Origin of the sequence: Caballeronia sp. GAWG1-1 (assembly GCF_023631465.1) — a bacterium.
In the GTDB taxonomy this organism is placed as follows: Bacteria; Pseudomonadota; Gammaproteobacteria; order Burkholderiales; family Burkholderiaceae; genus Caballeronia.
On record NZ_JALQDB010000034.1, the window covers coordinates 174,284 to 186,539 of the forward strand.

Sequence of the window (12,256 nt, forward strand, 5' to 3'; positions counted from 1 at the left end):
GACACGCATGACGCGGCCGCGCCGTCGCCCTAACTAGGCTGCCCGAATCGCCTCGATGACCAGTTGCGTAGCCGGACTGATGCGCCGGTTACTGCGCAGGATCAACCCATAAGGCGCGAGCCGTCCACGCAACGGCGTGGCAATGGAACCGATGGTATCGAGCGAAGCGTAGTAATCGGCAACCGAACTCGGCAGCACCGCCAACATATCGGAATCGCGCAACAGCGAAAGCGTCGTGAGAATGGAAGACGTCTCGACGGTGCTCACCGGCGGTGCGACGCGTGACTCCCTGAAAGTCTGATCGATGATCTCGCGCATCGGACTCGGATGCGGCTGCACGATCCACGCATACCCCGCGAGCTCATCCAGTTTCGGGCGTCCGGTCGATTCGAACACTGGATGCCCGGGCCGCGCGACAATCGCCAATGCCTCTTCGGCAAGCGTTTCGAAACTCAAGTCGTTGGCGGGAAACCCGTAGGGAATGCGCCCGACCACGATATCGAGTTGGTCCTGCTGCAAGGCTTGCACGAGCACATCGCTGGTATCGATCTGCACGGTGATATGCAGACGCGGATGCGCGTCCTTCAACTGTACGATCACTTTCGTCAACAGCTCGGGCGCGGGCGCCATGACCGCGCCAATCCGCACCTTGCCGATATCCCCCGCTTCGATGGCCGCGAGTTCTTCGCGCAACTCGTCGAGGTCTTCGAACACCACGCGCGCATAACGCATGACCGCTTCGCCATATACCGTGGCCTGCATGCCGCGCGCATGCCGCACGAACAGCGACGCGCCCATGGTGTCCTCCAGTTCCTTCAACGCCTTGGTCGCGGCGGGCTGCGTCATGGCGAGTTCGTCGGCTGCGCTGCGCAGAGACTCTGTTTCGGAGAGCGCCATCATCAGTTGAAGATGACGCAAGCGCAGGCGTTTGCGGATGGTATTGGCAGGCGCAATCATGTCGGCGATAACCCTGTGAGCGCTTTCCCGCGATAACCGCAGGAAATAACCCGATGCAAATTATTCAATAGTCAGTTATCGCGCAGTTTCGCACACTAGCGTCACCCGAAACAGCCGCGCAAACCCTTCCTCGCGCGGCCTTCCATCAAACAAGAAGGAGACATTCGCGATGAAGATCAAGCATATCCGTGCACGCGTATTCGAATGGAAAGGCAAGGTCGTGCCGCCGCAAGCGCACTTCTGCACGAATGCCGTGGACATTCTCTACGAACGCGGCGACGCCATGGGCTCGTTCCGCTTTCACCAATGGCTCGTGGTCGAAGTGGAGTGCGACGACGGCACCATCGGCATCGGCAATTGCGCGCTTGCGCCGCGCGTGGCCAAGCAGATCGTCGACGAATATCTCGCGCCTATCGCCATTGGCGAAGACCCGTTCGATCACGAATACATCTGGCAGAAGATGTATCGGCGCACGCTTGCCTGGGGGCGCAAGGGTATTGGCATGGCGGCGATCTCGGCTGTCGATATCGCCTTGTGGGACATCATGGGCAAGGCGGTGAAGAAGCCCGTCTTCAAACTGCTCGGCGGACGTACCAAGGAAAAGATCTGGTGCTATGCCTCGAAGCTCTACAACAACGACGACCGCGACGTGTTTCTCGCCGAAGCAAAGAGCTATCTCGACGACGGCTTTACCGCGATGAAGATGCGCTTCGGCTACGGCCCGAAAGACGGTCCGAGCGGCATGGCGAAGAACGTCGAACAGTTGCGTCTCTTGCGTGAACTCGCGGGCGACGACATCGACATCATGGTCGAATGCTATATGGGCTGGACGCTCGAATACGCACGCAGAATGTTGCCGCGCCTGGCCGAATTCAATCCGCGCTGGCTGGAAGAACCGGTCATCGGCGACGATATCGAGGGCTATCAGGAACTGAAGAAGATGAACGTCATCCCGATCTCGGGCGGCGAACACGAGTTCACCATCTACGGCTTCAAGGACCTGCTCGAACGCCGCGCCGTGGACGTCATTCAGTACGACACGAACCGCGTGGGCGGCATCACGGCGGCGCGCAAGATCAACGCAATGGCCGAGGCGTGGTCCGTGCCGGTCATTCCGCATGCCGGACAGATGCACAATTATCACCTCACCATGTCGAGCGTGGCGAGCCCCATGTCCGAGTTCTTCCCGGTCTACGACGTGGAAGTAGGCAACGAGCTTTTCTACTACATCTTCGACGGTGAACCGCAACCGGAGAACGGTTATCTGCAACTCTCCGATGAGACGCCGGGCCTCGGCATCACGCTCTCGGACAAGTATCTGGATGACTTCAACATCATCGAATAACGCATGAACGATGGGCCAATGCAGCCCTCGACATCAAGGATTGGAGACACGCAATGGAAAGCAGAATAGAAGCGCCCGCGCTCGACGCGGTTACGTCGGAGCGCGCGACGAGCGTGCGCTGGCGCATCTTTGGCGTGGTGTTTCTCATCACGCTGATCAATCTCGTCGATCGCATCTCGCTTTCCATCGCGATGCCCACCATCGCCAAGGAATACGCGCTCTCGCCCGCCATGCAGGGGCTGATCCTGTCGAGCTTCTTCTGGTCGTATGCGCTGTTGCAGATACCGGGCGGATGGCTCATCGACCGCTACGGTCCGCGCAAGATCATCGCGGGCGCGACGGTGTTGTGGGGCATTTTCCAGACCTTGATGGGCGCTGCCGGCGGCGGTCTGTCGATGCTGTTCCTGCGTGTGGGTCTGGGCGGCGCCGAAGCACCGCTCTTTCCCGCCGGCAGCAAGCTCAATGCATTGTGGCTCTCGAAGAAAGAGCGCGGTCGCGGCGCCGTATTGATGGATGCGGGCTCGCCATTGGGCGCGGCCATCGGCGGGCTTGCAATCTCCAATCTCATCCTCGCGTTCGGCTCGTGGCGCATGGCGTTCGTCGTGGCGGGCATCGCGACCATCGCGGCGGGCTGGCTCGCATGGCGCTATCTGCGCGACGATCCCGCGAAGCATCCCTTCGTGAATGGCGCGGAACTCGCGCGAATTCGTGACGGCGCGGCCCCGGTCGCCGCGAGCGTCATCGCCGAGGAACCCTTGCCGCTGCGCTCGACCATCGCCATGTGCGTAGGCCGCATGAGCTGGGCGATGATCTTCTTCGGGCTCATCACGTGGGGACCGAGCTATCTGACGCAAGCACGCGGCTTGAGTCTTTCGCAGATCGGCGCGGCCACATTCTTCATCTTCTTTTCCGGCGCTTTGGGCTCGCTGTCGGGCGGCTTTCTCTGCGATGCACTTTGCACGCACGGCTTCTCGCGCGGCAAGGTGGTTAAGAGCATGATCGCGCTATCGGGCATCACGACGCTTGCCGTATTCGCCGCGCTGCCGACCATTCAGTCGCCGGTGAGCGCGGTCGCGGTGCTGTGCGCGGCGTCGTTCTTGCTGATGTGGGGTAGTCTCTACTGGAGCCTGCCTTCGTTGCTCGCGACGCCGGGGCGCGTCGGTCTGCTCGGTGCATGCATGAACTGCGCGGGCAGCGTCGGCGGCATCTCGATTCCGCTCATCACCGGCTTCATCCTGCAGCGAACCGGTTCGTTCGATACGGTGCTGCATTTCTACAGCGCCTGCGCGCTGGTGTATATCTTCGGCTCGATCGCCATCGATCTGCGCCGTACCCGCTAAAAAACTCAAAGGTTGATCCGTCATGAAACCTCGCATTGCTGTCCTTCTCGGCGACCCCGCCGGCATCGGCCCCGAACTCATTGCGCGCCTCGTTGCACGGCCGGAAAATCGCAAGCGTGCCGATCTGCTCATCATCGGCGACCGGCGCGAACTCGATCGCGGCATGGAGATCGCGCGGCAACGTTTCGATTACACCGTGCTGAACGATGAAGCCGCCGCCGCGCGCGATACCGACGTGCCTTCGCTCATCGACTTCCGCCTGCCCGACGACGCGCCTTACGAGCCCGCCGTATCCACGGAACGCGGCGGACGCTACAGCCTCGAAGCGTTCAAACAAGCCCTGCAACTGACGCGCGCGAACCGCACCAATGCCATGTTGTTCGCGCCCGTCAACAAGACCTCGCTGCACATGGCGGGCATGGACACGAACGACGAGATGGAATGGTTCGCGCATCAGCTCGACTATGCCGGCGCGTTTTGCGAATTCAACGTGCTCGATGAACTGTGGACCTCGCGCGTCACGTCCCACATTGCATTGAAGGACGTGAGCGCGCGGCTTTCTGACGAACGCATAGTCGGCGCGGTGCAGTTGATTCACGACGGACTCAAACGCGCGGGCATCGCGGCGCCACGCATCGCGGTCTGCGGCTTCAATCCGCACAACGGCGACAACGGCGCATTCGGCCGCGAAGAGATCGATGTCATCACGCCGGCCGTGGAGCATGCACGCGCGCTCGGTTACGATGCGCAAGGCCCCTTTCCCGCCGACACTATCTTCGTGCGTGCACGCGACCAAAAGGTCTTCGATGGCGTCGTCACCATGTATCACGACCAAGGCCAGATCGCGATGAAGCTCATGGGCTTCTGGCGCGGCGTCACGGTGCACGGCGGCTTGCCTGTGCCCATCGCGACGCCCGCGCACGGCACCGCGTTCGATATCCACGGCAAGGGTTCCGCCGATGTCGGCGCTACACAGAAGGCCTTCGATATTCTCGTGCGCATGGCACAAGACCGCGTGAGCTAAGAGCCCATGATGCACGCCCATATCGATGCCTTGCGCGAGCGCTTCCTGCAAAGCGGCGACGATGCCGACCTGCCTGTCGTCGATGCGCATCATCATTTCTGGGACCTCGCGAACAACTATCATCCGTGGCTGCGCGATCTGCCGCGCATTCCGTTTCGTTATGGCGATTACGCGGCCATCTGCCATGACTTCCTGCCCGACGATTACTTTGCGCAGGCGGCGAGTCATCGCGTGGTCAAGACGGTGATGATGGAAGGCGAATGGGACGCGCGCGATCCGCTCGGCGAAGCGCGCTGGGCGAGCGCGCTCAACGCGCGCACCGGCCTGCCCAATGCAATGGCCGGGCAAATCTGGCTGGATCGCGAAGACGTGCGCGCGGTGCTTGATGGATATCGTGGCTTGCCGCTCGTGCGCAGCGTGCGTCATAAGCCCAAGACCGTGCCGCGCGCGGAGCATCGCGCGGATTTCTCGGCTGCGGGTTCCATGCGCTGCGAGCGGTGGCGGCGTGGTTACGCGCTGCTCGCGGCATATGATCTGATGTTCGAACTGCAGGCTCCGTGGTGGCATTTCACGGAAGCGGCCGAACTTGCGCGCGACTTTCCCGATGTGAAGATCATCGTGAATCACACGGGCTTACCGGCCGATCGCAGCGAGGAGGCGTTGCGCGCATGGCGCGCCGCGCTCGATACGCTCGCGCGCTGGCCCAACGTGTGGCTCAAGATATCCGGCATCGGCGAAGCGGGGATAAACTGGAGCGTGGAGCGCAACGGGCCGGTGGTCTGCGAGGCCATCGCGAGCTTCGGCGTCGAACGCTGCATGTTCGCGAGTAATTTTCCGGTGGATAGCCTCGTCGTTTCGCTGGACAATCTTTTCGGCGGCTTCAAGGCGATGGTCGCGCACCGAACGCCCGCGGAAAGACTGGCCCTTTTCCACGACAATGCCAGCGCCCTCTATCGCATCTAAATCCAGGAGACAACAATCAATGGCAGCTCCCCTTTATCGCGGCGTGTTCCCCGTCGCGCCTACCATCTTCGACGACGCAGGCAAGCTCGATCTCGAAGGCCAGAAGCGCGCCATCGACTTCATGATCGATGCCGGTTCGAACGGCTTGTGCATTCTCGCGAACTTCTCGGAGCAGTTCGCGCTGACGGACGCAGAGCGCGATGCCGTGCAGCGCACCGTGCTGGAACATGTCGCGGGCCGCGTGCCGGTGATCGTCACGACGACGCATTTCAGCTCGCACGTTTGCGCCGAACGCAGCCGCGCGGCGCAGGACGCGGGCGCGGCCATGGTCATGGTCATGCCGCCTTATCACGGCGCGACTATCCGCGTGAGCGAGCGCGGCATTCAGGATTTCTACGCGAAGGTGTCGGACGCCATCGACATTCCGATCATGATTCAGGATGCGCCCGTCGCGGGCACGCCGCTGTCCGCGCCCTTTCTCGCGAAGCTCGCGCGTGAAGTCGAAAACGTGTCGTACTTCAAGATCGAAACGGCGCAGGCTGCGTCGAAGCTGCGCGAGCTGATCGAACTCGGCGGCGATGCCATCGTCGGCCCGTGGGATGGCGAAGAAGCGATCACGCTGATCCCCGATTTCGATGCAGGCGCGACCGGCGCGATGACGGGCGGCGGCTACCCCGACGGCATTCGCAAGATCGTCGATGCCTACGCTGCCGGCAACACCGACGAAGCCGCCGAGTTGTATCAGCAATGGCTTCCGCTCATCAATTACGAGAACCGCCAGTGCGGGCTTGCCGCATGCAAGACGCTGATGAAGGAAGGCGGCGTGATCGGCTCGGACGCGGTGAGGCATCCGCTTGCGCCGATGCATCCTAAAGTGCGCGAAGGCTTGCTCAAGGTGGCGCGAAAGCTCGACCCGCTGGTGCTGCGCTGGGGGCATTGACGCCGCTTTAATGGCCTGAAGTCCGCCCCTACTTTGCGCGGTCAATGAGCTGCCGTGCGGTCTCCGTCGCGAGATCCGCATGCAGCTCGGCCCACTTCCCGAGCAAGGTGGCGTCGTCGGTAAAGAAGATCGGCGGCTCGATCCAGGCTTGCACCTTGCCGTCTTTCGACGATGCTTCGAACACGCGCAGATCGGGGTCGTCGCTGACGCCCGCGCGAAGCAACTCGCGAAACGACAGCGATTCGCGTACGCGCACTTCATGCACCGGCACTTCGCGAAGAATGGAGACGGCCGCGCGCGCGATGCGCAAGGCGCTCTCTCGTCCATCGGCCATCAGAAACACGGTGACACCGCCTGGCGCGGACAACGCCAGGCGGAAGAGTGCAAGTCTGCATCGTTCGCTCAAGCGCGTGCTCATCGAACGGGTTCCATGCCATGACGTTGCATGACAGCGCCGGCTTCCGGAGAACTCAGGTAAGCAAGAAGGGAGCGCGCGAGCACGGGTTCGCGCGCGGCCGTGCACACGGCGCCCTGAAATACCGTGAGCGTCTGAATGTCCGCAGGCAACGGACCCACTACGTCGATGCCCGCGACGCCGATCAGCTCGCTCGTCTGCTGAAAGCCCAGCTCCACTTCTCCTTGCGCGATAAGTCCGCCCACGGCCACGCCGGGCGGCGCCTGCACGATACGCGACGACACCTCCTGAAGCACGCCCCAGCGCTCGAACAGCCGCATTAGATACGCGCCGCTCGGCCCGGTCGAATAGCCGATACTGCGCGCGGCCAACACTGCGTGACGCACGGCGCTTTCGTCGTCGATGGAAGGATGCGGCGCGCCCGCCTTCACCGCGACGGCCACGCCCGAACGCGCGATATCCACGCGGCTCGCCGGATCGATACGTCCCGCTTCGGCAAGACGCTCGATGGCGTTCGCGGCCAGCACGACGATATCGAACGCCTCGCCTTCCTCGATACGCCGCAACGCCGCCACGCCGCCCGTCGATTCGATCGCGACCGGCTGCGCGAATGCGCTTGCATAAGCATGGGCGAGATCGGCTAGCAGATGCTTCGTCGCCATCGACGAGATGCCGGTAATCGTCGTTGCCATATCAGTCGATGTAGCGCAGGCCCGCGCGTTGCAGCGGCTCGCGCATGTTGTACATGTCGAGACCCAGCACGCCGCTCGCGAGCTTGTCGCGCTTCTCTTCTTCCAGCGCTTCGCGCGCGCTCGCCTTGTCGAGCACCTGTCTCGCCGATGCTGCCGGCACCACGACCACGCCATCGTCGTCGGCGACGATCACATCGCCGGGAGTAACCCATGCGCCCGCGCAGACCACCGGAATGTTGACCGAGCCAAGCGTCGCCTTGACCGTTCCCTTCGACGAGATCGCGCGGCTCCACACGGGAAAGTTCATTGCGGTCAGCACACGCACGTCGCGCACGCCGCCGTCGATGACGAGCGCACGCGCACCGCGCGCCTTGAAACTCGTCGCGAGCAGGTCGCCGAAGAAGCCGTCGGTGTTGTCGGTGGTGCAGGCGGCCACGACGATATCGCCGGGCTGAATCTGTTCGGCGGCGACGTGGAGCATCCAGTTGTCGCCGGGTTGCAGAAGGACCGTCACCGCCGTGCCGCTCACCTGAGCGCCCGCATAGATGGGCCGCATGTACGGCTTCAAGAGACCGACGCGCCCCATGGCTTCATGCACGGTCGCCGAGCCGAGCGCGCCGAGTTTGGTCGCGGCCTCTGCGTCCGCGCGATCGATGTTGCGATAAACCACTCCGAGTTCGACCATGTTCAACGTCCCTTTGACTTGAGCGCCGTATCGAGGCGCGGATACACACGGCGCGCGTTGCCTTCGTAGATCTTGTAGCGCGCTTCGGGTTCGATCTGCGCGGCTTCGACATAGCGCTTCGTATCGTCGAAATACTGTCCCGTTTGCGGGTCGATGCCGCGCACCGCGCCTATCATCTCGCTCGCGAAGAGGATGTTGTCGACGGGAATCACGCGCGTCAGCAGGTCGATGCCCGGCTGGTGATACACGCAGGTATCGAAAAAAATGTTCTTCAGCAAATGGTCTTCGAGCAGCGGCTTTTTCAGTTCCTGCGCCAGCCCGCGAAAACGACCCCAGTGATAAGGCACTGCGCCGCCGCCATGCGGAATCACGAAACGCAAGCTCGGAAAGTCGCGGAACAGGTCCGAGGTCAGGCACTGCATGAAGGCGGTCGTGTCCGCGTTCAGATAATGCGCGCCGGTCGTGTGAAAGCACGCGTTGCAACTCGTGCTCACGTGGACCATCGCGGGAATATCGTACTCGACCATCTTTTCGTAGATGGGATACCAATAACGATGGGACAGCGGCGGGCTCGTCCAGTGACCGCCGGACGGGTCCGGGTTCAGATTGATGGCGACATTGCCGTATTGCTCGACGCACTTCACGAGTTCGGGAATGCACGTCGCCACATCGACGCCAGGGCTTTGCGGCAGCATCGCGGCGGGGACGAAGTGATCGGGGAACAACTCGCTCACGCGAAAGCACAGCTCGTTGCATATCGCGGCCCATGTGCTCGACACGTCGAAGTCGCCGATATGATGCGCCATGAAACTCGCACGCGGACTGAAGATGGTGAGGTCGAGCCCGCGTTCGCGCATCAGGCGAAGCTGATTGCTCTCGATCGACTCGCGCAATTCGTCGTCGCTGATACGCAGTTCGGAAACCGCCGGCCTCTCCGAAGGATTGTTGATGCCGGCGATCTGCCGGTTGCGCCACGCTTCCAGCGCCTTGGGCGCGGTGGTGTAGTGGCCGTGAATGTCGATGATCATCCTTGCTCCAGAAACTAGTGTGCAGCGGCGTTCGTTTGCGGCGCGGGTTCGCCGGCGCGCGTTTTCTGCGCGACGAGAATGGCGACGGCGGCAAGCGTGGCGGGCACGGCGAGCATCGCGAGGATCGCGCCGAACTGCCAGCCCAGACCGAGCAGCGCGCCGCCGATGGCCGAACCGAAGATGCTGCCGAAGCGTCCCATGCCGAGCATCCAGCTCACGCCGGTGGCGCGCGCCACGGTCGGATAGCGTCCCGGCGCGAAGGCGTTGAGGCCGGTCTGCGCGCCGCTCATGCAAAAGCCCGCGGCGAACACGAGCACGGCGAGCGACGACGACAACGCGCCAATCCACGCAAGCCCCAGCACGCACACCGCGCCGCCGAGATACGCCGCGCTGATGACGGGCGCGGGCCGCGTCTTGTCCATGATGAAGCCGACGATGATCGCGCCGATGGTGCCGCCGATCTGGAACATCGCCGTGATGTTGGCGGCGGCGGAAACCGTGAGACCCGCATCCTTCATCAAGGTGGGCAGCCAGCCGGTCAGCAGATAGATCACGAGCAGGCCCATGAAGTACGTGACCCACAACGCGGCGGTCATGAAACCATAGCCTTGCGAGAACAGCACGCCGATAGGCTTCTTGGTCGGCAGCGGCGGTTCCGTCGATACGAAGACTTCATCGCCCTTGAAGCGCTCGCCGCAGACACGTCCGAGCACCGCGCCGATCCGTTGCGAGGTCGCGCCGCGCACCGACATGAGACGCGCCGATTCGGGCAGCAGCCAGATCTGCAGCGGAATCAACACGAGCGGCAACGCGCCGCCGAAGATCAGCACCGAGCGCCAGCCGTGCTCGGGAATCAGCCAGCCGGCGACGAAACCGATCAGCGCGGAGCCGAGGTTGAAGCCCGTGAACATGATGGTGATGAGCAGCGAGCGCTTGCGCTGCGGCGCGTATTCGGAGAGCAGCGTCGTGGTGTTGGGCATGGCCGCGCCAAGACCGATACCGGTCAGCAAGCGCAGGAGCGCCATCGACGAGGGCGAATTGGTGAACGCCGTCGCGATGGTAAAGACGCCGAACAGGAACACCGAGGTGATCAGCACCCACTTGCGGCCGATGCGGTCCGAAGCCGGTCCCGCCGTCAACGCGCCGATCACGAGTCCGATGGGCGCGGCGCTCATCACGAGTCCGAACGCCGGCCGCGAGATGTGCCAGTCGCCGATGATCGAGGGCGCCACGAAACCCATGATGGCGACGTCCATGCCGTCGGCCGCGACGACGAGAAAGCACAGCGCGACCAGCAACCACTGGTACGCCGAGATGGGCCGCGCGTCGATGAAGCCCTTGATGTCGATGGTTTTACCGCTGTTCATGTTCGTCTCCGTGTTGCATCGTTTTGGCCGTCAAGCCTTGTTCTTCTCTTCTTTGTCCCAGGCGAGATTGCCCGCGCCCTTGCCCGCCACCGAGTAGAGCGCGCCGGGCGCATTGCGCGTCTTCTGGAATTCCTCGAGCGTTTCGCCGCGCATCGCCGCATAAATATGCAGGTTCGAGATGCCCGTCACCGCGCCCAGCTTTTCGAGCATGAAAAAGATCACGCCGTAGTGAAGAAGACCGCGCCAGTCGCGGCGGCGCAGAAGATCGCGCTCCTGTTCGCTCAGACCCGCTGCTTCGTAGCTCGCTTCCTCGTCGGCCTTGAACGCCTCGCGATGCGCGGGCTCGACCATGCGATGCAGATAATCGTTGATGCGATAAGCCCGCACCGCCGTTTCGATGCTGAACGGATACGTGCCTTGCAGCTTCTCGACATCGGTGAGTTGCACGGCCATCTTCTGGCGATGACGTTCGAGTATCGCGGGCTTCGTCCCGCTGTCCTCGCCTTCGTAGATGGCGGTCGCGATACCGGCCATCGACGGAAGGTAGTAGCTGCGGTGCTTGCACACGACGTTGTTCGACAGCGCGCCGCGCATGGTCAGCCACATGACCACTTCAGCGCCTTCGAAGCCGCCGAGTTCCGCGTATTCGGCGAGCGTCATGTCGGCGAGTTGCTCGGGGTCGCGCTCGAAGAGATCGAGGAAGCGGTGATCCCATTCCGTGTTGTTGAAGCCCGCGCGTTCGCCGTGAACCTGATGCGACAGGCCGCCCGTCGCGATGATCGCGACCTTGAGGTCTTCCGGATAACTTTCGATGGCGCGGCGCAGCGCCTGACCGAGCTTGTAGAAACGCCGCGCGCTCGGCACGGGCAGTTGCAGCACGCCCATTTGCAGCGGAATCAGTTGCATCGGCCAGTCGGGCTTGTGCAGGGTAAGCATCGAGAGCGGTGAGAAACAGCCGTGATCGAGCGGCTTGTTCTGGAAGAACGACATATCGAACTCGTCGGTCACGAGCGAGTTGCCGATGTGCGCCGCGAGCGCGGGATGCCCCTTGATCGGCGGCAGATCGCGCGCGCCGCCGCCCTCGTCCGCGACGCGCCATTCCGGACCGACGCCGAGCGCGAAGGCCGAGTAGTGATCGAAAAAAAACGACGTGATGTGGTCGTTGTAGATCGTCACGACCACATCGGGGCGCTTCTCTTCGAGCCATGTGGCGAGCGGCGCGAAGTTTTCGAAGATGGGAGCCCAGACCGGGTCGTCGCGCTTGTTCTTGTCGAACGCGAAACCGATGGTCGGGGTATGCGAGGCAGCAATGCCGCCGATGATGCGAGCCATTGTGATGCTCCTTCGGGTGCCGGGCGACGCGTTACGCGTCCATCGGCAGCGGTGTCTGGTGCGGAAAACTGAATGGAAGATAGCGGCTGGCGGCAGCGCGGGAAACTACGCGTAAACCATGAAGATGGGCGCGATTCGATACGTCCGACGACGTTCGATGCCTTTGCT

12 protein-coding genes are annotated in these 12,256 nt (G+C 62.8%); 5 read left to right on the forward strand and 7 right to left on the reverse strand.

What is annotated here, in order from left to right:
* Window positions 1-33: 33 nt before the first annotated feature.
* On the reverse strand, window positions 34-957 hold the full coding sequence (locus NCT03_RS24085; RefSeq protein ID WP_250494184.1) for a LysR family transcriptional regulator: 924 nt from the start codon (window positions 955-957) through the stop codon (window positions 34-36).
* A 169-nt stretch (window positions 958-1,126) separates the two neighbouring features.
* Between NCT03_RS24085 and NCT03_RS24090 the strand changes: the two genes are divergently transcribed.
* The 5 genes from NCT03_RS24090 to NCT03_RS24110 are packed head-to-tail and all read left to right on the forward strand — an operon-like array spanning window position 1,127 to window position 6,569.
* Window positions 1,127-2,302, forward strand: a complete 1,176-nt coding sequence (locus NCT03_RS24090) for an L-rhamnonate dehydratase (RefSeq protein WP_244830028.1) — start codon at window positions 1,127-1,129, stop codon at window positions 2,300-2,302.
* Between the two features lie 53 nt (window positions 2,303-2,355).
* Window positions 2,356-3,642 (forward strand): MFS transporter, encoded by a 1,287-nt coding sequence (locus NCT03_RS24095; protein WP_244830027.1) that lies wholly within the window; start codon window positions 2,356-2,358, stop codon window positions 3,640-3,642.
* A 22-nt stretch (window positions 3,643-3,664) separates the two neighbouring features.
* A complete protein-coding gene (locus NCT03_RS24100; RefSeq protein ID WP_250494187.1) occupies window positions 3,665-4,666 on the forward strand; it encodes a 4-hydroxythreonine-4-phosphate dehydrogenase PdxA in 1,002 nt (333 codons plus the stop codon).
* 6 nt (window positions 4,667-4,672) lie between these two features.
* A complete protein-coding gene (locus NCT03_RS24105) occupies window positions 4,673-5,629 on the forward strand; it encodes an amidohydrolase family protein (RefSeq protein ID WP_250494188.1) in 957 nt (318 codons plus the stop codon).
* 19 nt (window positions 5,630-5,648) lie between these two features.
* The gene (locus NCT03_RS24110; RefSeq protein WP_250494189.1) at window positions 5,649-6,569 is read left to right on the forward strand and encodes a dihydrodipicolinate synthase family protein; all 921 of its coding nucleotides are present in this window, start codon (window positions 5,649-5,651) and stop codon (window positions 6,567-6,569) included.
* A 28-nt stretch (window positions 6,570-6,597) separates the two neighbouring features.
* On the opposite strand, the gene NCT03_RS24115 is transcribed toward NCT03_RS24110, so the two are convergent.
* From NCT03_RS24115 to NCT03_RS24140, 6 genes are read right to left on the reverse strand one after another with little or no spacing between them, the layout of a single operon-like run.
* Window positions 6,598-6,987, reverse strand: a complete 390-nt coding sequence (locus tag NCT03_RS24115) for a hypothetical protein (protein WP_244830023.1) — start codon at window positions 6,985-6,987, stop codon at window positions 6,598-6,600.
* Window positions 6,984-7,676: a substrate-binding domain-containing protein gene (locus NCT03_RS24120; RefSeq protein ID WP_250494190.1), complete on the reverse strand. Its 693-nt coding sequence runs from the start codon at window positions 7,674-7,676 to the stop codon at window positions 6,984-6,986. Before NCT03_RS24120 ends, NCT03_RS24115 begins: the two co-directional genes overlap by 4 nt.
* Before the next feature lies 1 nt (window position 7,677).
* Entirely contained in the window at window positions 7,678-8,361 is a 684-nt protein-coding gene (gene ligK, locus NCT03_RS24125; protein ID WP_250468575.1) for a 4-carboxy-4-hydroxy-2-oxoadipate aldolase/oxaloacetate decarboxylase, read from the reverse strand.
* Between the two features lie 2 nt (window positions 8,362-8,363).
* A complete protein-coding gene (locus tag NCT03_RS24130) occupies window positions 8,364-9,389 on the reverse strand; it encodes an amidohydrolase family protein (protein WP_244830019.1) in 1,026 nt (341 codons plus the stop codon).
* A gap of 14 nt (window positions 9,390-9,403) precedes the next feature.
* Entirely contained in the window at window positions 9,404-10,756 is a 1,353-nt protein-coding gene (locus NCT03_RS24135) for an MFS transporter (RefSeq protein WP_250468578.1), read from the reverse strand.
* 30 nt (window positions 10,757-10,786) lie between these two features.
* Entirely contained in the window at window positions 10,787-12,088 is a 1,302-nt protein-coding gene (locus NCT03_RS24140) for a gallate dioxygenase (RefSeq protein WP_250494191.1), read from the reverse strand.
* Between the last annotated feature and the right edge of the window lie 168 nt (window positions 12,089-12,256).

Excerpts from the sequence above, each read along its gene's own strand:
- NCT03_RS24105 (WP_250494188.1), top strand. The coding sequence starts at position 4,673 with ATGATGCACGCCCATATCGATGCCTTGCGCGAGCGCTTCCTGCAAAGC.
- NCT03_RS24110 (WP_250494189.1), top strand. The coding sequence starts at position 5,649 with ATGGCAGCTCCCCTTTATCGCGGCGTGTTCCCCGTCGCGCCTACCATC.
- NCT03_RS24135 (WP_250468578.1), bottom strand. The coding sequence starts at position 10,756 with ATGAACAGCGGTAAAACCATCGACATCAAGGGCTTCATCGACGCGCGG.
- NCT03_RS24095 (WP_244830027.1), top strand. The coding sequence starts at position 2,356 with ATGGAAAGCAGAATAGAAGCGCCCGCGCTCGACGCGGTTACGTCGGAG.
- NCT03_RS24140 (WP_250494191.1), bottom strand. The coding sequence starts at position 12,088 with ATGGCTCGCATCATCGGCGGCATTGCTGCCTCGCATACCCCGACCATC.
- NCT03_RS24115 (WP_244830023.1), bottom strand. The coding sequence starts at position 6,987 with ATGAGCACGCGCTTGAGCGAACGATGCAGACTTGCACTCTTCCGCCTG.
- NCT03_RS24085 (WP_250494184.1), bottom strand. The coding sequence starts at position 957 with ATGATTGCGCCTGCCAATACCATCCGCAAACGCCTGCGCTTGCGTCAT.
- NCT03_RS24130 (WP_244830019.1), bottom strand. The coding sequence starts at position 9,389 with ATGATCATCGACATTCACGGCCACTACACCACCGCGCCCAAGGCGCTG.
- NCT03_RS24090 (WP_244830028.1), top strand. The coding sequence starts at position 1,127 with ATGAAGATCAAGCATATCCGTGCACGCGTATTCGAATGGAAAGGCAAG.
- ligK (WP_250468575.1), bottom strand. The coding sequence starts at position 8,361 with ATGGTCGAACTCGGAGTGGTTTATCGCAACATCGATCGCGCGGACGCA.
- NCT03_RS24100 (WP_250494187.1), top strand. The coding sequence starts at position 3,665 with ATGAAACCTCGCATTGCTGTCCTTCTCGGCGACCCCGCCGGCATCGGC.
- NCT03_RS24120 (WP_250494190.1), bottom strand. The coding sequence starts at position 7,676 with ATGGCAACGACGATTACCGGCATCTCGTCGATGGCGACGAAGCATCTG.